The organism is Curtobacterium sp. MCPF17_002, assembly GCF_003234115.2.
GTDB lineage: Bacteria > Actinomycetota > Actinomycetes > Actinomycetales > Microbacteriaceae > Curtobacterium.
This window is the reverse complement of the sequence record NZ_CP126251.1, coordinates 3494667-3518344: the sequence shown is the minus strand read 5'-3', so window position 1 is coordinate 3518344 and position 23678 is coordinate 3494667. Positions and strand designations below refer to the sequence as shown.

Genomic DNA, 23678 nt, shown 5'->3' with positions numbered 1-23678 from the left:
TCCGCGCCCGTCACCGCATCGATCACCACCCTGGGCGTGCGCGGCGAGGAGCGTGAGGACTTCACCAAGGCGGAGAGCAAGCGCCTGCGGCGTCGCTCCCTCGCCCTGCTCGGTTCGCTCGCGGCCCCGCTGAAGCTGCGCCTGGTGCTGCTCGGCATCGTCGTGGTCGTCTCCACGGCGGGCACCGTCGCGGGCCCGGCGCTCATCGCGTGGGGCATCGACAACGCCCTGCCGGCCGTCCTCGACGAGAACGACTGGGTGCCGGCGTTCGGCGTCGTCGCGACGTACATCGTGATCGCGGTCCTCGGTGCGGTGCTGACCGCCTGGTACACCGTGCTCGCCGCGCGGATCAGCCAGGCGATCCTGTTCGACCTGCGCAAGCGGGTGTTCCTGCACACGCAGCGGCTGTCGCTCGAGTTCCACGAGACCTACACGTCCGGCCGGATCATCTCCCGCCAGACGAGTGACCTCGACTCCATCCGGGAACTGCTCGACTCCGGCCTGAACCAGCTCATCCAGGGCGTGCTCTACATGGTGTTCACGGCGGTGGCGCTCATCGCCCTCGACCCGACGTCCGGGCTCGTGCTCGCGGTGTCGCTCGTGCCGCTGTGGTTCCTGATCCGCTGGTTCCAGACGAACTCGCAGACGCTGTTCCGCGCCACCCGTGTCACCTCGGCGCGCGTGATCGTGCACTTCGTCGAGACGATGACGGGCATCCGTGCGGTGCAGGCCTTCCGCAAGGAGACCCGCAACCGCGACGAGTACGGCGGCTTCGTCGAGGACTACCGGGTGGCGAACACGAAGGTGTTCAACCTGTTCGGGACCTTCGACCCGGTGCTCGTGCTGATCGGGAACGCCACGCTCGCGGCGGTCGTGATCGTCGGCGGCTTCCGGATCGTCGGCGGGACGCTCGAGGTCGGTGCGCTCCTTGCGGTCGCGCTGTACGCCAAGCGCTTCTTCGACCCGGCGCAGGAACTCGCGATGTTCTACAACGGGTACCAGTCGGCCTCGGCGGCGATGGAGAAGATCTCCGGCGTGCTCGAGGAACGGCCGAGCGTGCCGGATCCCGCGAAGCCGGTCAAGCTCGCCGACGCCACCGGCAAGATGGACTTCGACGACGTCGAGTTCGCCTACAACAAGGGCAAGGTCGTGCTCCCCGAGTTCGACCTGCACATCCCGGCGGGGCAGACCATCGCGCTCGTCGGGTCGACCGGTGCGGGCAAGTCGACGCTCGCCAAGCTCATGGCGCGCTTCTACGACCCGTCGAAGGGCTCCGTGCAGCTCGACGGCGTGGACCTGCGGGAGCTCGACTCGAAGGACATGCGCCGCGCGATCGTCATGGTCACGCAGGAGGCGTACCTGTTCTCCGGCACGGTGGCGGACAACATCGCGCTCGGCAAGCCGGGGGCCTCCCGCGCCGAGATCGAGTCGTCGGCGAAGGCGGTCGGCGCGCACGAGTTCATCATGGCGCTGCCCGACGGGTACGACACCGACGTGAACAAGCGCGGCGGTCGTGTCTCGGCGGGCCAGCGACAGCTGCTCTCGTTCGCGCGGGCGTTCATCGCGGACCCGAAGGTGCTCATCCTCGACGAGGCCACGGCGTCGCTCGACATCCCGTCCGAGCGGCTCGTGCAGGAGGGCCTGGAGACCCTGCTCGCGGACCGCACGGCCGTGATCATCGCGCACCGGTTGTCCACCGTCGCGATCGCCCACCGGGTGCTCGTGATGGAGTACGGCCGGATCGTCGAGGACGGCACGCCGGACGACCTCATCGCCGGCACCGGACGGTTCGCCCAGCTGCACGCGGCCTGGCGCGACTCGCTCGTGTGACGCACCGCCGGGCTGCACGGCTGTCGTGCCCCTGCTCGTGGTTGGCTTGACCCCATGAGCAACGACAGCGTGCAGCCCGGCGGCGTCGCCCTGCGCGACCCCTTCTACGGGGCACCCTTCGCCGAGGCCGTCCGACGGTTCTGGAGGAAGTACACCGTCTTCACCGGGCGGGCGTCCCGCTCCGAGTTCTGGTGGTGGTGGATCACCTCGTTCGCGATCGGCCTGGTGCTGCAGCTCGTGCCGCAGGCGTTCTCGCCGAACACCCCGCTGCTCGAGAACTCCGTCGGCTCGTACCTCTTCGTGCTGTGGGCCATGGCGACGCTGATCGGCTCGCTCGCCCTCGGCGCCCGACGTCTGCACGATGCGAACCTGTCCGGCTTCTGGCAGTTCCTGCACGTGCTCGTCGGCATCGGGTCGCTCGTGCTGTTCGTGATGTTCCTGCTGCCCTCGAACGCCCGCGGCACGCGCTTCGACCTCTGAGCGGCGGCGGAGGTCACCCTTCCCGATTCGCCTGCCGGAACGCACCCCTGCGGGCCGTCACGTCAGAACGGGTCGTCCGCATCCGTGGCGGGTGACCAGCGGGCACGACGCATGTCGATCCTCCAGGCGGTCGTCCCCTGCACGAGTGGCGTCCCCTCGGCGCGGTAGTGCTCGTGCGCCCGGGCCTCGTGGTGGACCGGGGGCAGCCCGCCGGACCGCACCACCCGCCACCAGGGCAGGTCGGCGCCTTCGTGGGCCATCACCTTGCCCACCGCTCGGGAGGCGCGGGAACCCAGCGCGGCGGCGACGTCGCCGTAGGTCATCACGTGCCCCGGCGGGATGAGCCGGACGACCTCGGCGACCGCTGCGCCGAAGTCCGCGCCGTCGTCCTCGGGCACCGCCGGGGCGCCGTCGTCCTCGGGCACCGCTAGAGCGTCAGGACCGCGAAGTGGTCGCCGTACTGCGTCTCGCGCACGACCTCGAACCCGACGGCGCGGAAAAACGGCTCGGGGCTGTCTTCGCCCCCGGGCTCGTACACGACGGTGAGCCGCTCGAGCCCCCGGCTGCGGGCTTCGTCCGCCAGGCCGTGCACCGCGAAGCGACCGACACCACGACCCTGCGCCGTCGCCGAGACGTTCACGCGCCAGATCGCGCTGCGGAGCTCTTCTTCGGAGTTGTCCTCGTCGAAGGTGCCGATGATCATGCCGACGACCTCGTCGCCGTCGAGCACGACACGGGTCCAGGCGGAACTCGGCTTCACGTCGGACTCTGCGACACCGTAGGTCGTCGGCTGGACGAACTGCTCCTGACCCGGCTTGAGCGTCAAGGAGTTGGCCGCGGCAGCGGTCGAGGCGGAGAGTTCTTCGAGGCGGAGGTCCGTCATGCCGCTCAGGCTAACGGTGCGACCCGTGTGGGGGCCAGAGCGACCCGGAGACCGATACCGCACCGTTGTCGGTCGAGCAGCGCGGTATGGTCGCGGCATGGCAGAGCATCGGCGTGGGGCGAACCTGCCGTCGATCGGCGGGTTCAACCGCACCGTCGTGCTCGACGCAGTCCGCCGCTCACCCGACGGACTCAGCCGCGTGGAACTCGCCTCGCGCACCGGTCTCAGCGCGCAGACCGTGTCGAACGTCACGCGGTTCCTCATCGAGGCGGGGATGATCGCCGAGTCGGGCACGATCGTGTCCGGACGCGGCAAGCCCCGGACCATCCTGCGGCTCGAAGCCGGCAGCCGGTACGCCGTCGGGGTGCACATCGACCCGGCGGTCGTGACCTACGTGCTGCTCGACCTCGCCGGCACCGCGGTCGCCGAGTCCACCACCTCCACCCCGACGGCGGACGACCCGTCCGAGGTGGTCCGGACCATCGCCACCGCCATCGACCGACTCGTGTCCGACGCGGAGATCGACGTGGACGCCGTCCTCGGCGTCGGCATCGCCAGCCCCGGGCCGATCGACGTCGACGCCGGCGTCGTGCTCGACCCGCCGTTCCTGCCGCGCTGGCGCGACGTCCCGCTGCGGGACGCGCTCGCCGAGGCCACGGGTTACCCGGTCCTGCTCGAGAAGGACGTCACCGCCGCGGTCGTCGGCGAGATGTTCCTGGCGGGGGAGTCCTCGGCGCGGAACTTCGCCTTCGTCTACTTCGGCACCGGCTTCGGCGTGGGCCTCGCCGTCGACCACGAACCCGTGCGCGGCGCCGGGTCCAACGCGGGCGACGCCGGACACATCATGGTCGACCAGGGCACCCTCGCCGGGACGCCCGACGGCGCCGGCACCCGTGGCGAGGTCGGCGCGGCAGTTGCGCCGGACCGGCTCGTGCAGATCGCGCGGCAACGCGGACTCCCGCTCGGCGAACCCGACGGCGTCGCCGCGGTGGACCGTGCGTGGGACGAGCTCGCCGCGGCGATCGAGGCCGGCGACCCGGTCGCGATCGGCCTGGCGCAGGATGCCGGAGCGGTCATGGGCAACGCGGTCGTCCTCATCGTGAACCTGCTCGACATGGACCGCGTCGTCTTCGGGGGGCCGTTCTGGTCGCGGGTCGCCAGTGCCGCGCTGCCTGCTGCGCGTGCGGCGATCGTCGACTCGCCGTTGCTCGTGCCGAAGCACCCGGTGGTCGTCGACGACAGCGACCGAGGTGCCGACGTCGCGGCGGTCGGTGCGGCGTGCCTCGTGCTCGATGCGGCACTGTCCCCGCGGGCGAGCTCGCTCCTCATCCGTCGCTAGCGGGCGCGGCCTGCCGCGCCCCGCGAGGAGCGACTCCGCCGATGTCGTACGACTGCGACGATGTCGTCCCGGTGCGCAGCAGGGCCGGCGCGGGCCCTGCAGATGACCAGCTGACGGCCTGGAGGCGCGGTGCCAGCCCGCACCGCGCCTCCAGGCCGTCCCGCGGTCGCGTCGTGACGTTCCTGCCCATCGCACGCGCAGTAGGAAGCCGAATCGCGCGTAGGAGGCAGGAATTTCCGGCCTCCTACGCGCGGAACGACCCCCTACGCGCGGAACGGCCCCCTACGCGCGGAAGGGCCCCACGCGCGGAACGACCCCGTACGCGCGGAACGGCCCCACCCGCCGCAGGCCACGGGGCGGGAACCGGCCCGCGCGGGCGCCCGCACGCCGGGGCTACGGTCGGAGGGGTGAGCATCGAGATCCTCCGGTACACCGCGTTCGCCTCCGAGCCAGGGGGAGGGAACCCCGCCGGCATCGTGCTCGACGCAGCGGGCCTCTCCGAGGACGAGATGCTCGACATCGCCCGCCGGGTGGCCTACCCCGAGACCGCGTTCGTCGTCGGGGAGACGCCCACCGGCCCCCGCGTCCGGTACTTCTCGCCCGGGGCCGAGGTCCCGTTCTGCGGCCACGCCACGATCGCGACCGCCGTGGTGCTGGCGGAGCGGGACGGCCTCGGCCGCCGGGTCTTCACGACGGCCGCGGGCGACGTGGCCCTCGACGCGACGACCGGCCCAGACGGCGCCGTCCAGATCGCGATGACGAGCGTGGAGCCGTCCGTGCGGCCGATCGACGAGGGCCTCCGCGAGCGGCTGTTCGCCCTGCTCGGCCTCACCCCCGACGACGTCGCCGAGGGGTTCCCGGTCCTCGAGTCCTCCGCCGGGAACCGGCACCCGGTCGTCGTCCTCGCTGACGAGGAGCTCTTCCACCAGTTCCGCTTCGCCCCGGCCCCGCTCGCCGACCTCATGCGCGACGCCGGGTGGGCCGGGACGGTCACGGTGCTGCACCGCACCGGGGCCCTGGAGTACGAGGCCCGCAACCTCTTCCCGGTCGGCCGCATCACCGAGGACCCGGCGACGGGATCGGCGGCGGCGTCGACGGGCGCGTACCTCCGCGAGGTCGGGGCCGTCGCGCCGGGCGACCGCGTCGTCATCCGGCAGGGGCGGCACGTCGGGCGACCGAGCGTGCTGCTGGTCGACGTGCCCGCCACCGGAGGGATCACGGTCACCGGCGGGGCCACCCCGATCTGACTGACGGTCCAATCGTGACCGACCGTCACGAAGATCTCCTTGACAGCATTAAGTCAATACGGTGGACTAACTGTGCGCGCGGGCGAAGGGGCCCGCCACATCACCCGTGCAAAGGAGCACCGATGAAACGCACCCGCATCATCGCCGGAGTGGTAGCCGTGGCCGTCGCCGCGGTCGGTCTGGCTGGCTGCTCGAGCTCGGGGTCCGCCTCGAGTGACACGATCAAGATCGCGTACCAGAAGTTCGGTGCCTTCCAGCAACTCGACGCCCAGATGAAGGTCGTCAAGAAGGAGTACGAGAAGGACAACCCCGGCAAGAAGGTCGAACTCGTGCCGATCCAGGCGCAGGAGAACGACTACTACACGAAGCTCGCGCTGATGAACAAGGCGCCGGCGACCGCACCGGACGTCATGTACGAGGACACCTTCCTCGTCAAGGCCGACGCCCAGGCCGGCTACCTCCTGCCGCTCGACAAGTACACGGCGAAGTGGAAGGACTGGGACCAGTTCTACGACAACGCCAAGCAGGCCGGTGAAGGCGTCGACGGCAAGACCTACGGCGTCCCGATGGGCACCGACACCCGGGCCCTCTGGTACAACAAGGACATCTTCAAGGAGGTCGGGCTCCCGGTCCCGTGGCAGCCGAAGACGTGGGACGACGTCCTCGCCGCCGCGAAGACCATCAAGGCGAAGAAGCCCGACGTCATCCCGTTCAACGTCTACTCCGGCAAGCCGCAGGGCGAGGCGTCGACCATGCAGGGCTTCGAGATGCTCCTGTACGGGGCGGACGGCTCCGGCAACGCGCTCTACAAGGACAAGAAGTGGGTCACCGGCTCGAAGCAGTTCGAGGACTCGCTGAAGTTCATCAAGGACGTGTACCAGGGCGGCCTCGGCCCGACACCGCAGCAGGCGCTCGACTCGAACGTCGGCACGACGATCGCGCAGACCTGGCTCCCCAAGGGCCAGCTCGCGATCGACCTCGACGGGTCGTGGCAGTCCGGCACGTGGCTGAAGTCCGGCACCGCGCCGTGGGCTGACTGGTCCAAGACGATGGGCCAGGCACCGATGCCGACGCAGAACGGTCAGGACCCGGGCTACAACTCGATGTCCGGTGGCTGGACGCTCGCGGTCGGCAAGAACTCGAAGAACCCGCAGGCCGCGTTCGACTTCATCTCGACCTTCCTCAACAAGGACGGCTCGCTGAAGTACGACATCGAGAACAGCCAGATCGCGGTCCGCAAGGACGTCGCCGAGGACCCGTCGTACGACGCCTCCAACCCGACGTTCAAGTTCTTCTCGGGGCTCGTGGAGCACACGAACTTCCGACCGGCCACGAGTGACTACTCGCAGATCTCCAACGCGATCCAGGTCGCGATGGAGTCCGTGATGACCGGGCAGCAGACGCCGAAACAGGCGGCGGCCGCGTACGACAACGCCGTGACCGGCGTGGTCGGGAAGAAGAACACGGTCTCCGGCTGACGCAGCCGGACCACCTGACGGACTGGAGGCGCGTGGCGGCGCCGTCACGCGCCTCCAGTCCGCTCCACCCCACCTTCGGAACCCCCTCCGCACCCGGAAGGCAACCACCTTGTCCAGCACCCCCCTCGCGCCGACGCTGTCGGCGCCCGGTGCGCCGAAGCGCACCGACCCGCCGGTCCCGCGCAAGCGGAAGCCGCTGCGGAACGTGGGTCGAGCGGTCCCGCTCCTCCCCGCAGTCGTCCTCCTCATCATCTTCCTGCTCGGCCCCGTCATCTCGTCGTTCTACGGGTCGTTCACCAACTCCGCCCTCACCGGCGCCGGCGCTGCCGACCAGCAGTTCGTCGGCCTGAAGAACTACGTCGAGCTGTTCCAGGACCCGGACTTCCCGAAGTCCGTCATCCTCACGATCGTGTTCCTGCTCGCCTCCGCGGTGGTGGGCCAGAACGTGCTCGGACTCGGCCTCGCGCTGCTCATGCGCTCCGCCACCGGAGTGGTCCGCGCGATCGTCGGGACGTTCGTCGTCGCGGCGTGGGTGCTGCCCGAGATCGTCGCGTCGTTCGCGGCCTACGCGTTCTTCAACGACAAGGGGACGCTCAACGAGGTCCTCGCGTCGATCGGGATCAGCGGGCCGAACTGGCTCTACACGTACCCGATGCTCGCGGTCATCCTCGCGAACATCTGGCGCGGCACCGCGTTCTCGATGCTCGTCTACTCCGCCGCCGTGCAGGAGGTCCCCGAGGAGATCACCGAATCGGCTGAGGTCGACGGCGCCACCGGCTGGCAGCGGCTCGTGTACATCACGTTGCCCGTCATCCGCCGGTCGATCTCGACGAACCTCATGCTCACGACGCTGCAGACCCTGTCGGTGTTCACGCTCATCTACGTGATGACCGCCGGCGGCCCCGGGACGAACTCGTCCACGCTGCCGATCCTCGCCTACCAAGAGGCGTTCAAGTTCTCGCAGCTCGGCTTCGGGACGGCGATCGCCACGATCCTGCTCGTCGTCGGCGCGGTCTTCTCGATCATCTACATCAAGGCACTGAAGCCGGAGGTGGACTGATGGCACTCACTGCCGACCGTCCCGTGTCCAACGCCACCCGATCGGTGACCGCCCCGGGCGCGCTCCACATGACCTCCCCACGCGGGCGGACGATGCGCTGGGTGTCGAACATCGTGCTGCTCGTCATCGCGCTCTGCTTCGCGGTGCCGCTCCTCTGGCTCGTGCTCGCCTCGGTCGACTCCGACGCGTCGCTGTCCGTGAAGCTGCCGACGCACTTCACGCTCGACAACTTCGCGAAGGTGCTCACCCCGGAGCTGGCGTTCATCCCGCTCGCGAACAGCCTGCTCATCTCCGGCGGGTGCGCGCTCGTGACGGTCGTCGTCGCGATCCTGGCGGCCTACCCGCTGTCCCGCTACAAGATGCGCGTCAACAAGCCGTTCCTGTACGGGATCCTGTTCGGCACCGGCCTGCCGATCACCGCGATGATGGTGCCGGTCTACGCGCTGTTCGTGTCGCTCAACCTCATCGACAACGTGTGGGGCTGCATCTTCTTCCTCGCCGCGACGTCGCTGCCGATGGCGATCTGGATGGCGAAGAACTTCATGGACTCCGTGCCGATCTCGCTCGAGGAAGCGGCGTGGACCGACGGCGCGTCGATGATGGCGACGCTCATGCGGATCGTCGTCCCGCTCATGCGTCCGGGCATCGCCGTCGTCTTCATCTTCGTGTTCATCCAGGCGTGGGGGAACTTCTTCGTCCCGTTCGTCCTGCTGCTCTCGCCCGACAAGGTGCCCGCCGCGGTGAGCATCTTCAACTTCTTCGGGCAGTACGGGGCGGTCGCGTACGGGCAACTGGCCGCGTTCTCGATCCTCTACTCCGTGCCCGTCATCGCCCTCTACGTGATCGTGTCCCGAGGCCTCGGCGGCGGCAACGCCCTCGCCGGTGGCATCAAGGGCTGACGCCCGCTCCCTGCGGGCCGACGCCCGCTCCCTGCTGGCCGGTCCGTTCACTGCGGGCCGACGTCCGCTCCCTGCTGGAAAGGAACCAACTCCATGCACCACGACGAACCACTCGTCGAAGCCCGGATCGCCCGGCTCGTCCGGGACCGCATCGACCCCGCTGTCCACCGCAGGTCGGCCCCGGTGTCGATCGAGGCCTGGACCGTGCCGGACGAACCGGTGCCGTTCGAGGTCGCCCGCGACGCCGAGTACGAACCGTTCGCGGTCGGCGGGTCATGGGGCGGCCGGCCGTGGGGCACCACGTGGTTCCGGATCCGCGGCACCGTGCCGGAGGACTTCGGCACCACGCCGGGCACCACCGCCGAGGTCCTGGTGAACCTCGGGTTCACCAAGCGACACCCCGGGTTCCAGGCCGAGGGACTCGCCTGGCGTCCGGACGGCTCGACCATCAAGGGCGTCGAGCCGAAGAACGACACCGTGCCGCTCGAGGTCGGCCCCGGAGAGTCGTTCGAGTTCTACGTCGAGGCCGCGGCGAACCCGGACATCGGCGGCGACAGCTTCCAGGGTGCGACGCCGCTCGGGTCGCGGTCCACCGCCGGGTCGAAGCCGATCTACGAGCTCAAGGCGCTCGAGCTCGTCGAGCGCGACGACACCGTGTGGGAGCTCCAGCAGGACTTCTGGGTACTGCGCGGACTCATGGCCGAACTGCCCACCGACGGCACCCGCGGTGCGGACATCCTCCGCGTCCTCGAGCGCGCCGCCGACGCCCTCGACCCCGACGACGTCGCCGGCACCGCGGCCGACGCGCGGGAGGTCCTCGGGCCCGTCCTCGCCGTCCCCGCCAGCGCCGCCGCCCACCGGGCGATCGCCGTCGGGCACGCGCACATCGACTCCGCCTGGCTGTGGCCGGTCCGCGAGACGATCCGCAAGTGCGCCCGCACCTTCTCGAACGTGCTCGACCTGATGGACCGCGACCCCTCCTTCACCTTCGCGTGCTCCTCCGCGCAGCAGTACGCCTGGATCCGGGACGGCTACCCGTCGATCTGGGCACGCATCAAGGAGCGCGTCGCCGAGGGCCGGTGGATCCCGGTCGGCGGCATGTGGGTCGAGTCCGACACGAACCTCCCCGGCGGTGAGGCCCTCGCACGGCAGTTCGTCGCCGGGAAGCGCCTGTTCCTCGAGGAGTTCGGCGTCGACACCCCCGAAGCCTGGCTGCCCGACTCGTTCGGCTACTCCGGAGCGCTGCCGCAGATCGTCCGCGCCGCGGGCTCGAAGTGGTTCGTGACGCAGAAGCCGTCGTGGAACGAGACGAACGTCATCCCGCACACCTCCTTCCACTGGGAGGGCATCGACGGCTCGCGGGTCCTCACCCACCTGCCCCCGGCCGACACCTACAACTCGGACGTCTCGCCCGCCGACCTGCACCGCGGCGAACGCGGCAACAAGGAGCGCGGCGTCGCGAACACGTCGATGCTGCTCTACGGCTTCGGTGACGGCGGCGGCGGACCCACCCGTGAGATGGTCGCCGCCGCCCGTCGCCAGCACGACCTCGACGGCTCGCCCCGGGTCGACCTCGGCACCCCCGCGCAGGTGTTCGAGGAGCTCGAGGCGGCACTCCCGACGCCGGCCGTGTGGTCGGGCGAGATGTACCTCGAGTTCCACCGTGGCACCTACACGTCGCAGATCCGGACGAAGCAGGGCAACCGCCGCTCCGAGCACCTGCTCCGTGAAGCCGAGCTGTGGGCGGCGACCGCCGCGGTCCGGCTCGGGCTCGACTACCCGTACGAGGAGCTCGAGGAGGCCTGGCACACCGTTCTCCTGCAGCAGTTCCACGACATCCTGCCGGGGTCCTCGATCGCCTGGGTCTACGAGGTCGCCGAGGAGAACTACGCCCGCGTGGCAGCCGTCCTCGAGGGGCTCATCGGCAACGCGACGACGGCGCTCGCGAACGGTGGTGCCGCGGCGCTCGCCGGGGTCGGCGCCTCGTCGACGTCCCTCGCGGGCAGCAGCAGCGGCGGTCTCGACGGCGGCTCGCAGGGCGGCAGCGCCCTGCTCGACGCCCCGTCCTCCGGCGCCGTCGGCGGCAGCGCCACGGTCGGCCGCGTGGTGCGGTTCAACGCGTCCCCGGTGACGGCGGACGGCGTGAGCGGGCTGGGTGGTGCACCGGTCGACGCGAGCCGACCCGTGCCTCCAGTCCGGAACGGCGACCACTTCGTCTTCGACACCGGCGTCGTCACCGCGACCATCGACCAGGCCGGACACGTGGTGTCCCTCGTCGAGCACGCAACCGGTCGCGACGCCGTCGCGCCGGGCTCCGTCGCCGCCGAGTACACCGTGTTCCGGGACACCCCGAACCAGTGGGAGGCGTGGGACATCGACCGCGCCTACCAGCGGAGCGGGACCGTGGTCGAGGCGTCGTCCGTCGACGTGTCCGGCGACCAACTCGTCGTCACCCGCCCGTTCGGCTCGTCGTCGATCACGACGCGGTACTCGGCCGTCGCCGGCCAGCCGGAGCTCACCATCGAGACCGAGGTCGAGTGGCACGAGCACCAGAAGCTCCTCAAGCTGGCGTTCCCGCTCGACGTCCGAGCGGCATCCGCCTCGAGCGAGATCCAGTTCGGGCACATCGACCGCCCCACGCACCAGAACACCTCGTGGGACATGGCCCGCTTCGAGACCAGTGCGCACCGCTGGGTGCACGTCGCCGAGCCGGGGTTCGGCGTCGCCGTCGCGAACGACTCCACGTACGGGCACGACATCACCCGCTCGACCCGGGCGGACGGCGGCACCACCACGCTCGTGCGCGAGTCGCTGCTGCGTGCGCCGACGTTCCCCGACCCGAACGCCGACCAGGGGCACCACGTGTTCCGCACGGTGCTGCGTGTCGGCGCGTCGGTGCTCGACGCGGCCGACTCCGGCTACCGGCTCAACCTGCCGGTGCGGACGGTGGCCGGTTCGTCGACCGTCGAACCGATCGTCACGGTGTCGTCGCCGCAGGTGTTCGTCGAGGCCGTGAAGCTCGCCGAGGACCGCTCCGGCGACGTCGTCGTGCGGCTCTACGAAGCCTCGGGCGGACGCGCGTCGAACGTCGGCATCGACTTCGGGTTCGACGTCGCGTCCGTCGCGGCGGTCGACCTGCTGGAACGCCCGCTCGGCGACTCGTGGGAGTCGGGGGAGCCGGTCGTGCTCACCCTGCGACCCTTCGAGATCGTGACACTGCGGGTACGACGGGCCTGAGGCAGCGGGCCCGCCGTGTGAGACCGCGGCGCCGGACGGGACACGGGTGCGTTCCGTCCGGCGCCGTGTCGCGTTGGCGCGCGCGTGCGCTTGCGGGGTGGGGTGTGGGGTGCCGTTCCGCGTTGCCGTTCCGCGCGTAGGGGGCTGAATCGCTCGTAGGATGCCGAATCGCGCGTAGGAGGCAGGTTTTTCCTGCTCCCTATGCGCGATTGCGCTTTCCACTCCGGTTGCGATGGGCAGGAACGTTCGTCCTCCACAGGGGCGCCTGCCTGGAGGCCCGTCAACAGATCGCCTCGCTCCTCGCCGATCGACACGGCTGGTCCGGCACCGTGGGGACATGGAACTGCCACTCGCGATCTACCGCTCGAGCGCACTTCGAGAGGCGGGGCGCTCAGGTGCCACGCTGCGTCGGAGAGCCGCCGGCGACGGACCGGACCGCCTCGTCCGGGTCGGCCCGAACGCCTTCGTCACGGGTGCCGACTGGGATGCCGCCGGACCCCGGCAGCGATACGTCACGAGGGTGTTCGCGCGCCTCGGGCGGCGGAGCACTGCGGCGGTCGGATCGCACGTTTCCGCGGTCGCCGTGCACGGACTTCCTTGGCTTTCCCCCTGGCCGGAGGACGTCCACCTCACCGTGCCGAAGTCCCAGTACCGCTCGGGTTCCAATTCGCTGGTCCTCCACACGCGTCCGTTCGGGAGCGGCGAGGTGGTCCCGCACGGCGAACTGCGGTTCACCTCGCTCGCCAGGACCGTCGCCGACGTCGCTCTGGCCGGCGATGCACGGGCCGCCGTCGTCGTGGCGGACGCCGCCCTCCGTTCCGGCGCGACCAGGTCGGAACTCGTGCGGGCGCTCGGCGGGCTCCCGCACCACCGCGGGCACGCCACGGCGACCCTGTCGCTCGAGCTCGCTGATGGTCGGTCCGGGTCACCGGCCGAGTCGCTCGCGCGGGTGGTGTTCCGCGAGCTCGGGCTCCCCGCACCGGTCCTCCAACAGGCGTTCCTGGTCGACGGTCGCCGGTACGACGTCGACTTCTGGTTCCCGGAGCAGGGGGTCGTGATCGAGTTCGACGGCCGGGGCAAGTACACGCAGGAGCGGTACCGCAACGGTCGATCGGTGACCGAGGTGCTCCTCGACGAGAAGCGTCGACACGAACGGCTCCTGACCGTCCCTGGCATCCGGACGATCGTCCGACTGGAATGGCGGGACCTCTGGGACCTCGACCGCCTCAGCCAGCGGCTCCGTGCCGCCGGCCTCCCGTGTGCGGTGCGCCCGTTGCGGAGTGCGCGGGGCGTGCGGAAGTGACGGTGCGGTGGCGCGGCGAACCGGGTCGGCTCCGGTCGGCTCCGGTCTGGTCGGGTCGGCTCCGGTCGGGTCGGGTCGGGAGAGACGGAGTGACGGAGTGGCGGACCCCGTCTGCACCGGGAACGGCCTCAGCGGGGGCCGTCTACGGTCGAGGTCATGGCTGTCACGGAGATCTGGCTCGTCCGGCACGGGGAATCCACCGCCAACGTCGCAGCCGAACACGCGGAGCGCGTCGGGGCCGACGTCATCGAGGTCGACCACCGTGACGCCGACGTCCCGCTCAGCCCGCTCGGCGAGGAACAGTCGGCGGCGCTCGGGCCGGAGCTCGCCGATCGTGGTGTCGACGACGTCGCGGTGGCGCTGTGGGTGTCCCCGTACCGCCGTGCGCAGCAGACGATCGAGATCGCGCTCGCCGCCGGTGGGCTGACCGATCCCCCGAGACGGGTGGACGAACGGCTGCGGGACCGAGAACTCGGCGTGCTCGACCTGCTCACCCGGACCGGCGTGCAGCACCGGTACCCCGACGAAGAGCGTCGCCGGCAGTGGCTCGGCAAGTACTACCACCGACCCGCGGGTGGAGAGTCCTGGGCGGACGTGATGCTCCGGCTCCGCTCGGTGCTGGCCGATGTCGACCGTCTCGAGGGCGTCGACCGGCTCGTCGTCGCGGCACACGACGCGGTCGTCATGCTCACCGTCGGCGTGTGCCTGGACCTCGACGAACCGGCGCTCATGGACTTCGCCGCCACGCACACCGTCGCGAACGCCTCGTTGACGAGGCTGCGCCGCGACGGGACCGGGTCACCGTGGACGCTCGAGGAGTTCTCCGCCGTGGAGCACCTCGCGGAGACGTCGGGCGCCGAGGTCACCGAGCACCCCGGCCGGAAGGACGACGTCCATGCCGGCTGAGGCCATCACCCCGAACACCCTGCGCGACTGGCCGCTCCCCGAGCCTGGTGCTGGCAAGTACGGCCGCGGACAGGTCCTCGTCATCGGCGGGGCTGCCCGGACGCCGGGAGCGGCGATGTTGTCCGCGCTCGCCGCGCTCCGGGTCGGCGCAGGACGCCTCACCCTCGCCGTCGCGGAGGGCGTCGCCACCGAGGTCGCAGTCGCCGTCCCCGAATCCGGGGTCCTCCCGCTCGACCAAGACGACTCCGGCCACATCGCCGTGGGTGCGTTCTCCGCACTGGCCGACGATGCCGGCAGCGCCGACGCGGTGCTGGTCGGTCCGGGGCTCGACGAACCGGACGGCACCCGAGACCTCGTCGCGCACATCGCGGAGCTCGTCGGGGAGGAGACGTCCGTCGTGCTCGACGCCTTCGCGCTGGGCGTCGCGGCCGACGTCGCGGAACAGCTCGAACCGCTGCGCGGACGACTGGTGATGACGCCGAACAGCGGCGAGGCGGAACGGTTGCTCGGTCGACCGTGCGGGGACGACGACGAGGCCGACGCGCTCGAGATCGCCGACCGGTACGGGGCGGTCGTGGCACTGTCCGACGTGATCGCGACGCCGGACGGCCGGACCTGGGCGAAGGGCACCGGTGCCGGCGGACTCGGCACGAGCGGCAGCGGGGACGTGCTGTCCGGCGTCGTCGTCGGCCTGCTCGCGCGGGGAGCGGACCCGGCGCAGGCGGCCGCGTGGGCCTCGTCGGTGCACGCCACAGCCGGAGACCGACTGGCGGTGCAGGTGGGACCGCTGGGGTACCTGGCGAGCGAGCTCCTCATCGAGATCCCGCGGGTCCTGGTCGAACTCGGGCGCTGAGCAGCTTCCGCCCGGGTCGTTCGAGCCCATCGCGCGTGCAGTAGGAAGCGGATTCGCGCATAGGAAGTCGGAAGTTTCGACCTCCTACGAGCGATTCTGCCTCCTACGCGCGGAACGACCCCCTACGCGCGGAACGACCCCTACGCGCGGAGCGACTCCACGGCCTTCTCGATGCGGCGCTGCCGGGTCTCCGGCGCCTTCGCCTGCTCGACGGGGTCGACGAGCGCCCGCTGCCGCGAGTTCGAGAGCGCGTCGAACGCCGCTCGGACCCCGGCCTCGTGCAACGCAGCATCGAGGTCGGCCGGCATCTCGACGACCCGCGGCAGGGCGTCGATCTCGAGGGTGACCTCGACGCTGTCACCGGCCGCGATCCCCGCGGCCGAGCGGTGCGCCGCCGACAGGGGGACGAGGAACTGTTCGAACATGACGCCGACGGTCGAACGGTAGGTGTACCCGCCGTTGATCGTGACCACCACGGACGGGCGCTTCCCGGAGCCGAGCGCCTCGATGACGGACGGTGGGACGGGCAGCCCGGTGGCCGTCTTCTTCGCTTGCAGGACCGTCGTCGTGAACTGCATCCGTGCCTCCAGGCAGTGGAAATCCCACGCCGACCAGCGCGGGCCGACAGGCGAAACCGTACAGGCGCACCCGCTGTTCCGCCACCGTTCACCACCGCAGCACGGGCTGGAAACCGGCCGCGTCCACGATCGTCCCGAACCCGAAACCCCCGGGCCACACGGACGCGACGAGCAGCACCCGCACCGCATCCGCGCCCCCACCCGAAAGGCAACTCCCGTGCAGCACAAGCGCACCCTGGTCGGCATCGCCCTCGCCGCCGCCGCGATCGTCACCCTCGCCGGATGCTCGGCCACGAGCTCCGCGACCGCCGGCGCCGACGGCGACGCCGACTGGAAGACCGCCACCAGCGCCCGGTCCGCCGGCGGCATGGACGCCCTCGTCAAGGCCGCCAAGGCCGAGGGGCAGCTCAACGTCATCGCCCTGCCGCCGTCGTGGGCGAACTACGGCAAGATCATCGACGGCTTCACCAAGGAGTACGGCATCAAGGTCAACTCCGCGAACCCGAACGGCTCGAGCGCCGACGAGGTCGCCGCGGTGAAGTCGCAGAAGGGCCAGTCGACGGCGCCGGACGTGCTCGACCTCGGCAACGCGGTCCTGCAGCAGAACCTCGACCTGCTCGCGAGCTACAAGGTCGCGAACTGGTCGGACATCCCGGACACGCTCAAGGACGCGAACGGCGCCTGGACCCGCGACTACACGGGCCTGATGTCGATCGGGTACGACTCGTCGAAGATCTCCGACGCCCCGAAGGACCTGCAGGACCTGCTCGGCAGCGAGTACAAGGGCAAGGTCTCGATCGCGGGTGACCCGACGCAGGCCAACCAGGCCGCCTCGGCCGTCTACCTGGCGGCGCTCGAGAACGGTGGCTCGGCCGACGACATCACGAAGGGCGTCGACTACTTCGGCGACCTCAAGAAGGCCGGCAACTTCCAGAACGTGCTGCCGACGCAGGCCACGGTCGCCTCGGGTGAGACCCCCGTGGTCATCCAGTGGTCGTACAACAACCTGGCCTGGGGCCCGGCAGCGGGCGCGAGTGGCAACAAGGACTGGAAGACCGTCGTCCCGAAGGGGCAGGCCCTCGGCTCGTACTACTCGCAGGCCGTCACGAAGGACGCGCCGCACCCCGCGGCCGCGCGCCTGTGGCAGGAGTACATCGCGAGCCCGGCCGCGCAGAACCTCTACCTGCAGGCCGGTGCGTTCCCGTCGACCCTCGCCGCGCTCGAGAAGTCGGGCAAGGTCGACGAGGACGCCCTCGCCGCCGCCGGTGGCGCACCGAAGGACTCGGTCGAGCTGACCGACGACCAGGTCGCAGCGGCAGCCAAGGTGCTGTCCGCCAAGTGGTCCTCGACGATGGGCTCCTGAGCAGCATGACCACGGCACCGGCCGTCGCCGCGACGCTCGTTCCGAGCGAGCAGGCCGATGCCACCACCCGCCGCGTCGCCGGACCCCGCGTCCGGCGTCGCGGCGGCGTCGCGTGGCTCGGCCTCACCCCGTTCGCGCTCTACGTCGTCCTGTTCCTGGCCGTCCCCGCGGTGATCGCCGTCGGCAGCGGCTTCTTCGACGGGGCCGGGCACGTCACGTTCACGAACCTCGCAGCGTTCGCGGACCCGTCGGTCCTCCGCGCGTTCGGCGGTTCGTTCGCCCTGTCCGCGGTCTCCGCCGTGCTCGGCGCGGTCATCGGCGCGGTGGTCTGCTGGGCGCTCGCCGCACTCCGTCCCGACGGCGTCGTCCGCTCGATGATCGACTCGGCCGCGAGCGTCCTCGCCCAGTTCGGCGGCGTCATGCTCGCGTTCGCGTTCATCGCGACGATCGGCGCGCAGGGGCTCATCACGACGTGGCTGGTGTCCGTGTTCCACGTCGACCTCAACGCGAACGGCGCCTTCCTCTACACGGTGCCCGGGCTCGTCATCCCGTACGTCTACTTCCAGGTGCCGCTCATGGTGCTGACGTTCATGCCCGCCCTGGAGGGGGTCAAGACCCAGTGGGGCGAGGCAGCCGCCACCCTCGGCGCCTCCCGCCTGACGTTCTGGCGCCGGATCGGACTGCCCGTGCTCGCGCCTGCCTTCTGGGGATCGCTCCTCCTGCTGTTCGCGAACGGGTTCTCGTCGTTCGCGACCGCCGCGGCACTCATCTCGCAGGGCGGGATCGTGCCGCTCACGATCCGCACGCAGCTCACGAGCGAGACGATCATCGGGCTGCAGAACGTGGCCGGGGTGCTCGCCCTCGGCATGGTGGTGGTGATGGCCGTCGTGATGGGCGGGTACGCGCTGCTGCAGCGTCGTGCCGCCAGGTGGCAGCGGTGAGCGCGGGGCCGGCAGCGCATGCGTCGCGTCCGACACGCATGACTGCTCCCAGGCCTGGAGGCGCGACCCGCGTCGGCCGCTTCGGCGCGGCCCCGTCACGGGTCACCGCCACGATCGTGCTCGTCGTCATCGGCCTCGTGTTCGCCGTACCGCTCGTCGCCCTCGCCCAGTTCACGTTCCGGCAGGGAACCGACGGCAGCCTGACGCTCGCGCACTACGCGGCGCTCGCGGACCCGGTGAACGCGGCGACCTACCAGCCCGTGTTCGACGGCCTCGGCGCCTCGCTCCTCATCGCCCTCATCACCGTGGCGATCGTGCTGCTCGTGCTGCTGCCGGCGCAGATCATCACCGCGCTCCGGTACCCGAGGCTCCGCCGGGTCCTCGAGTTCGTGTGCATCCTGCCCATCACCGTGCCCGTCGTCGTGCTGGTGGTGGGCTTCATCCCCGTGTACCAGGTCGTCGCGCAGGTCTTCGGCTCCGGGGCGTGGACGCTCGCCTTCGCGATCGGGATCATCTCGCTGCCGTTCGCGTTCCGGCCGATCGCCGCCGCCATCACCGCGATGGACATGGCCGTCCTCACCGAGGCCGCGCGTTCCCTCGGCGCCTCGTGGTGGACCGTGACGTGGCGGGTGCTGCTGCCGAACCTCCGTCGGGGCATCACGGCCTCGTGCTTCCTCACCATCACGGTCGTCCTCGGCGAGTACACCCTCGCCTCGTTCCTCTCGCGCACGACGTTCCAGACGGCGCTCGTGCTCGTGCAGCAGACCGACCCGTACGTCGCCGCGGTCTTCTCGCTCGGCGCGCTCGTGTTCGGGTTCGTGCTGCTCGTCGTCATCGGCCGGATCGGGGCGCGTCGCCCCGGCACCCGCAGCTCCGGCGCTCGCCGCGCCGGCAAGAAGGAGTCCGCATGACCGTCACCGCCCCCGCCGCCCCGGCGTCGCTGTCCCGTGCCGGTGCGACCGTCGAGCTCGTCGCGGTCGAGAAGCACTACGGCGCCCACCGCGCCCTCGCCGGGCTGTCCCTCCGCATCGAGCCTGGGGAGTTCGTCTCGCTGCTCGGCCCGTCCGGCTGCGGGAAGACGACCGCGCTCCGGGCGCTCGCCGGCCTGGAGGGCATCGACTCCGGTTCCATCCGCATCGACGGCGAGGACGTCGCGGGCACCCCCGTGGACAAACGGGACATCGGCATGGTGTTCCAGCAGTACTCGCTGTTCCCGCACATGACGGTGCGGCAGAACGTCGCGTTCGGACTCGAGATGCGCCGGGTCCCCGCGGCCGAGCGTCGCACACGGGTGGTCGACGCGCTCGACATGGTCCACCTCGCCGACTTCGCGGACCGCTACCCGCACCAGCTGTCGGGAGGCCAGCAGCAGCGCGTCGCCCTCGCCCGTGCCCTCGTCACGCGTCCCCGGGTGCTGCTGCTCGACGAACCGCTGTCCGCGCTCGACGCGAAGGTGCGGGTGTCCCTCCGCGACGAGATCCGCCGCATCCAGAGCGACCTCGGCATCACCACGGTGTTCGTCACCCACGACCAAGAGGAAGCGCTCGCCGTCTCGGATCGCATCGCGGTGATGCACGCCGGGGACATCGAGCAGGTCGGCACGCCGGAGGAGCTGTACCGCTCCCCGTCCTCGGCGTTCACCGCGGACTTCGTCGGCCAGTCGAACCGCCTCCGTGGCGACCTGCGCGGCGGCGACGTCTTCGTGTACGGCTTCCGTGTTCCCGCCCTCGACGGTTCGGTGCCGGACGGACCGGTGCTCGCCTACGTCCGGCCGGAAGACGTCGCCTTCGCCGCGGAGGGCGTCACCGGCACGGTGGTGTCCTCGAGCTTCCTCGGCTCGATCCGGCGCACCACGGTCCGGCTCGACGACGACACCGTCGTGACCGTCCAGCACGAGGTCGGTGACCGCCGCGCCGGCGGCGACGCCGTCGCCGTGCGCCTCCTCGGCGCTCCCGTGGCGGTCGAGCCGCTCGCGTAGCCAGCGCCGCCGGCTGCGGCCCTTCGCGGTCAGCGACAGTCCACGCGCGACTCGTCCCGTGCACTGTCGCTGGGCCCGAAACGCGGACCGCAGGCGGACTGGAGGCGCGTGGCGGCGCCGCACCGCGCCTCCAGGCCGTGACGCTCAGCGCTGGAAGCGCGCCGCCGGCTCGTCGGCGAGGGCCGCCTCGACGCGGGCCAGCATGTTCGCCGGCATGTCCGGCAGGGCGTCGAGGGGTGCCCAGAAGGCCTCGGTGTTCTCGCCGTCGGCGGGGAACGGCTCCCCGGACACGTACCGGCAGGCGAACACCAGGTCGAGGTACTGGGCCCGGTCGCCGTTCGCGTACGTCATCTCCGGCAGCACCTGCACCCACGCGAGGCGTTCGGCGACGGCGACGACGTCCGCTTCCTCGAGGACCTCGCGTTCGGCGGCGACCGCCGGCTCCTCACCGGGGTCGACGATGCCCGTCACCGGCGTGAACACCTGGTTGTCGGCGCGGCGGACGACGAGGAGCTCCCGGTCGGCCCCGGTCCCGCGGGTGACGACGGCCGTGACGCCGGTGAGCCAGAGCGGCTCGGTGCCGATCCTCGAACGCAGGGACAGGACGAAGTCAGGCGTGGGCATGCCGCCACGCTACCCACACCCGGCCCTGTCGCGGACTGGTCATGACCAGTACAGTGGGGGTGTGGAGATCATCATCCTGCCCACGCCGGCTGAGGTCGGTCGCGTCGCCGCGGCCAAGATCGCCTCCGTCGTCGCGAAGAAGCCGTCCGCCGTCATCGGAGTCGCCACCGGGTCCAGCCCGCAGGGCATCTACGCCGACCTGCAGCGTCGTGTCGAGGCGGGGGAGATCTCGTTCGCCGAGGCCCGCGCGTTCGCCCTCGACGAGTACGTCGGCATCCCGCTCGACCACCCGGAGTCCTACGCCAGCGTCATCGCGCGCGACGTCACCGCACCGCTCGGGTTCGACCCGTCGCGGGTTCGCGTGCCGGACGGCCGTGCCGACGACCTCGAGTTCGCGGCGAAGGAGTACGACGCCGCGATCCGTGCCGCCGGTGGGGTCGACGTGCAGATCCTCGGCATCGGCGCCAACGGGCACATCGGGTTCAACGAGCCGACGTCCTCGTTCGCGTCCCGCACGCGCATCAAGACCCTCGCACCGTCGACGCGCGAGGCGAACGCGCGCTTCTTCGACCGTCCCGAACAGGTCCCGACGCACTGCATGACGCAGGGGCTCGGCACCATCCTCGACGCCCACCAGCTCGTCCTGGTGGCGCAGGGTCCGTCCAAGACCGACGCCGTCGCGGCCGCGATCGAGGGGCCGCTCAGCTCCTTCGTCCCCGGCTCCGCGCTGCAGCTGCACGAGCACGTCACCGTCGTCGTCGACGAGGAAGCCGCCGCCGGCCTGAAGCTCGCGGACTACTACAAGTACACGTACGCCAACAAGCCGGCCTGGCAGCTGTTCGAGTAGCCACCCCGGTCCGGCACCTCAGCCGTCTGCACGCCGTTCGTACGCGGCCTGCAGGCGGCTGAGTCCGTCTTCGAGGGTCTCCGCCGAGCAGCCGAAGTTGAGCCGCGCGAAGCCGGCGCCCTGTCGGCCGAAGTCCGGGCCGCTGCCGAGCGCGACCTTCGCCTCGTCGACCAGCAGCCGGGCGGGGTCGTCGCCCCACGGCAGCGCACGCAGGTCGAGCCACGCCAGGTAGGACGCCTGCGGCTGCCGGTACCCGGTGCCGGGCAGGGCTTCGCCGAGTCGTTCGGCGAGCGTGCGCCGGTTCGCGGCGAGCTCGGTGAGGAGCGACGCCAGCCAGGGTCCGCCCTCGCTGAACGCCGCCACGCTCGCGGTGTAGCCGAGGATCCCGGTGCGTTCGACGACCTCGGTCGGCATCCCGTCGAACCAGGTCCTCGCGCGGTCCGAGGCGCCGATCATGAGCGCGCACTTCGTGCCGGCGAGGTTCCAGGCCTTGCTCGCGCTCGTCAGTGAGACCCCGAGCCCGGCGGCCTCGGGGCAGGAGTCGAGGAACGGCGTGAAGGTCGCGTCGGCGTGGACGAGCGGGGCGTGGATCTCGTCCGAGACGACCACGGCGTCCCACTCGGCGGCCAGTCGGGCGAGGGCGGCGAGGTCCTCGCGGGGATGCACGAGCCCGAGCGGGTTGTGCGGGTTGCAGAGCAGCACGGTGCGGGCACCGTCGGCGAAGGCCCTGGCGATGCCGTCGAGGTCCATCCGCCAGCCGGCCGTCGTGTCGAACGGGTCCGCGGTGCCCTGCGGTGGGAGCAGCGGCACCTCGGTCACGGAGCCGCCGGCCTCGGTCACGTACTCCCAGAACGGCGGGTACACCGGCGGCATGATGACGACCTGGTCACCCGGCTCGATGACCCGGCGGAGCGTCTCGACCGCGGCGACCGACACGTCCGTCGTGGTCCGGACGAGATCGGGGTCGATGCGCCACGACCAGCGGCTCTCGGCGAAGTCGACGAAGGCCTCCGGCAGGGCGCGGCCGTGCCCGACGTACCCGGTGTCCCCGTTCGTGACGGCGGCCACGAGGGCGTCCCGCAGGGGTTCGGCGAGCATGCTGTCCATCTCCGCGACGAACATCGGCAGCACGTCCGGCGGGTAGGCCGTGTACTTCTCGCTGGTGCGGGTGCGGCGTGCATCGAAGAGGGAGACCATGACGCTCATGGGGTCATCCTGGCAGCGTCCCCTGGATCCCGGCGAGCAGCACGTCGGCGTAGCGGTCCGGGTCCTCGACGACGACACCACCGGCGACCGCCGCGCTCCGCATCCCGCACAGCAGCCGTCGGAGGTCGTCGGCGCCGATGTCCGCACGGACGAGCCCCTCGGCACGCCCACGGGCGAGGAGCTCGTCGATCGAGACGACCAGGTCGCCGGCGAGCTCGAGGGTGTCGGCGCACGAGAACCCACCGCCGGTGAGCAGGTCGCCGAGCGCGGGGTCGCGGAGCATGCCCCGGAAGGCCTCGCCCACGACACCGCGCAGTGCTTCGGCGGTGTCGGGCAGTGCGACGGCGTCGCGGACGCGGTCGAGCATGTCCCCGAACGCGTCGATGGCGAGTGCCTCGAGCAGGTGCTGCTGCGAGGGGAAGTGCCGGTACGCGGTTCCGACGCCGACGCCCGCCTCGTGCGCGACGGCGTTGAGCAGGGCGGGCTCACCGCGGTCGAGGTGGGCCCGCGCGACGTCGAGGAGCGTCGTCCGGTTGCGCAGGGCGTCCGCACGGAGCGAGTCGGGTCGTGCCATCGCCGTGGTCATGTGGACACTCTATCCGGTTGTGCTACCTTTCGGATACGTC

22 protein-coding genes are annotated in these 23678 nt (G+C 71.0%); 16 read left to right on the top strand and 6 right to left on the bottom strand.

Annotated features, from left to right (window positions below; all coding sequences use genetic code 11):
• Positions 1–21: 21 nt before the first annotated feature.
• Both DEJ28_RS16445 and DEJ28_RS16440 read left to right on the top strand, forming a co-directional pair.
• Positions 22–1830 (top strand): ABC transporter ATP-binding protein, encoded by a 1809-nt coding sequence (locus DEJ28_RS16445; protein WP_111116848.1) that lies wholly within the window; start codon positions 22–24, stop codon positions 1828–1830.
• A 54-nt stretch (positions 1831–1884) separates the two neighbouring features.
• A complete protein-coding gene (locus tag DEJ28_RS16440; RefSeq protein WP_111116801.1) occupies positions 1885–2310 on the top strand; it encodes a DUF805 domain-containing protein in 426 nt (141 codons plus the stop codon).
• Positions 2311–2372: 62 nt separating this feature from the next.
• Here the strand turns inward: DEJ28_RS16440 and DEJ28_RS16435 are convergent, their stop codons facing one another.
• Positions 2373–2735: an MGMT family protein gene (locus DEJ28_RS16435; protein WP_349774937.1), complete on the bottom strand. Its 363-nt coding sequence runs from the start codon at positions 2733–2735 to the stop codon at positions 2373–2375.
• 2 nt (positions 2736–2737) lie between these two features.
• On the bottom strand, positions 2738–3193 hold the full coding sequence (locus tag DEJ28_RS16430) for a GNAT family N-acetyltransferase (RefSeq protein WP_111116800.1): 456 nt from the start codon (positions 3191–3193) through the stop codon (positions 2738–2740).
• Between the two features lie 97 nt (positions 3194–3290).
• Between DEJ28_RS16430 and DEJ28_RS16425 the strand changes: the two genes are divergently transcribed.
• From DEJ28_RS16425 to DEJ28_RS16385, 9 genes are all read left to right on the top strand, one after another.
• Positions 3291–4532 carry an ROK family transcriptional regulator gene (locus DEJ28_RS16425; RefSeq protein WP_111116799.1) on the top strand — a complete coding sequence of 414 codons (1242 nt, stop codon included), beginning with the start codon at positions 3291–3293 and terminating at the stop codon, positions 4530–4532.
• A 407-nt stretch (positions 4533–4939) separates the two neighbouring features.
• Complete coding sequence (locus tag DEJ28_RS16420; RefSeq protein ID WP_111116798.1) at positions 4940–5779, top strand: PhzF family phenazine biosynthesis protein; 840 nt, start codon at positions 4940–4942, stop codon at positions 5777–5779.
• A gap of 122 nt (positions 5780–5901) precedes the next feature.
• The gene (locus DEJ28_RS16415; protein WP_111116797.1) at positions 5902–7257 is read left to right on the top strand and encodes an extracellular solute-binding protein; all 1356 of its coding nucleotides are present in this window, start codon (positions 5902–5904) and stop codon (positions 7255–7257) included.
• A gap of 109 nt (positions 7258–7366) precedes the next feature.
• On the top strand, positions 7367–8317 hold the full coding sequence (locus DEJ28_RS16410) for a carbohydrate ABC transporter permease (protein ID WP_111116796.1): 951 nt from the start codon (positions 7367–7369) through the stop codon (positions 8315–8317).
• Positions 8317–9216: a carbohydrate ABC transporter permease gene (locus DEJ28_RS16405; RefSeq protein WP_111116795.1), complete on the top strand. Its 900-nt coding sequence runs from the start codon at positions 8317–8319 to the stop codon at positions 9214–9216. The genes DEJ28_RS16410 and DEJ28_RS16405 overlap by 1 nt, the downstream gene beginning before the upstream one ends.
• A 93-nt stretch (positions 9217–9309) precedes the next feature.
• Positions 9310–12453 carry an alpha-mannosidase gene (locus DEJ28_RS16400; RefSeq protein WP_111116794.1) on the top strand — a complete coding sequence of 1048 codons (3144 nt, stop codon included), beginning with the start codon at positions 9310–9312 and terminating at the stop codon, positions 12451–12453.
• Positions 12454–12790: 337 nt separating this feature from the next.
• Positions 12791–13756 carry a hypothetical protein gene (locus tag DEJ28_RS16395; protein ID WP_111116793.1) on the top strand — a complete coding sequence of 322 codons (966 nt, stop codon included), beginning with the start codon at positions 12791–12793 and terminating at the stop codon, positions 13754–13756.
• A gap of 156 nt (positions 13757–13912) precedes the next feature.
• Positions 13913–14662, top strand: coding sequence for a histidine phosphatase family protein (locus DEJ28_RS16390; protein WP_111116792.1), 750 nt, complete (start codon positions 13913–13915; stop codon positions 14660–14662).
• On the top strand, positions 14652–15515 hold the full coding sequence (locus tag DEJ28_RS16385) for an NAD(P)H-hydrate dehydratase (protein WP_111116791.1): 864 nt from the start codon (positions 14652–14654) through the stop codon (positions 15513–15515). Before DEJ28_RS16390 ends, DEJ28_RS16385 begins: the two co-directional genes overlap by 11 nt.
• 140 nt (positions 15516–15655) lie before the next feature.
• Here the strand turns inward: DEJ28_RS16385 and DEJ28_RS16380 are convergent, their stop codons facing one another.
• Positions 15656–16093 carry a YdeI/OmpD-associated family protein gene (locus DEJ28_RS16380; RefSeq protein WP_111116790.1) on the bottom strand — a complete coding sequence of 146 codons (438 nt, stop codon included), beginning with the start codon at positions 16091–16093 and terminating at the stop codon, positions 15656–15658.
• 217 nt (positions 16094–16310) lie between these two features.
• Between DEJ28_RS16380 and DEJ28_RS16375 the strand changes: the two genes are divergently transcribed.
• From DEJ28_RS16375 to DEJ28_RS16360, 4 genes are read left to right on the top strand one after another with little or no spacing between them, the layout of a single operon-like run.
• Positions 16311–17456 carry an ABC transporter substrate-binding protein gene (locus DEJ28_RS16375; RefSeq protein WP_111116789.1) on the top strand — a complete coding sequence of 382 codons (1146 nt, stop codon included), beginning with the start codon at positions 16311–16313 and terminating at the stop codon, positions 17454–17456.
• Positions 17457–17461: 5 nt separating this feature from the next.
• A complete protein-coding gene (locus DEJ28_RS16370; protein WP_258368196.1) occupies positions 17462–18397 on the top strand; it encodes an ABC transporter permease in 936 nt (311 codons plus the stop codon).
• A gap of 38 nt (positions 18398–18435) precedes the next feature.
• Complete coding sequence (locus DEJ28_RS16365) at positions 18436–19308, top strand: ABC transporter permease (RefSeq protein WP_111116787.1); 873 nt, start codon at positions 18436–18438, stop codon at positions 19306–19308.
• Entirely contained in the window at positions 19305–20375 is a 1071-nt protein-coding gene (locus DEJ28_RS16360) for an ABC transporter ATP-binding protein (RefSeq protein ID WP_111116786.1), read from the top strand. Before DEJ28_RS16365 ends, DEJ28_RS16360 begins: the two co-directional genes overlap by 4 nt.
• 144 nt (positions 20376–20519) lie before the next feature.
• On the opposite strand, the gene DEJ28_RS16355 is transcribed toward DEJ28_RS16360, so the two are convergent.
• A complete protein-coding gene (locus DEJ28_RS16355) occupies positions 20520–20999 on the bottom strand; it encodes an NUDIX hydrolase (protein WP_111116785.1) in 480 nt (159 codons plus the stop codon).
• A gap of 61 nt (positions 21000–21060) precedes the next feature.
• Here DEJ28_RS16355 and nagB point away from each other — a divergent pair, with 61 nt between their 5' ends.
• Positions 21061–21846, top strand: a complete 786-nt coding sequence (gene nagB / locus DEJ28_RS16350; RefSeq protein ID WP_111116784.1) for a glucosamine-6-phosphate deaminase — start codon at positions 21061–21063, stop codon at positions 21844–21846.
• 18 nt (positions 21847–21864) lie between these two features.
• Here nagB and DEJ28_RS16345 read toward each other — a convergent pair whose 3' ends face one another.
• Positions 21865–23052, bottom strand: coding sequence for a MalY/PatB family protein (locus DEJ28_RS16345; protein ID WP_111116783.1), 1188 nt, complete (start codon positions 23050–23052; stop codon positions 21865–21867).
• A 4-nt stretch (positions 23053–23056) separates the two neighbouring features.
• Positions 23057–23638 carry a TetR/AcrR family transcriptional regulator gene (locus DEJ28_RS16340; protein ID WP_111116782.1) on the bottom strand — a complete coding sequence of 194 codons (582 nt, stop codon included), beginning with the start codon at positions 23636–23638 and terminating at the stop codon, positions 23057–23059.
• Between the last annotated feature and the right edge of the window lie 40 nt (positions 23639–23678).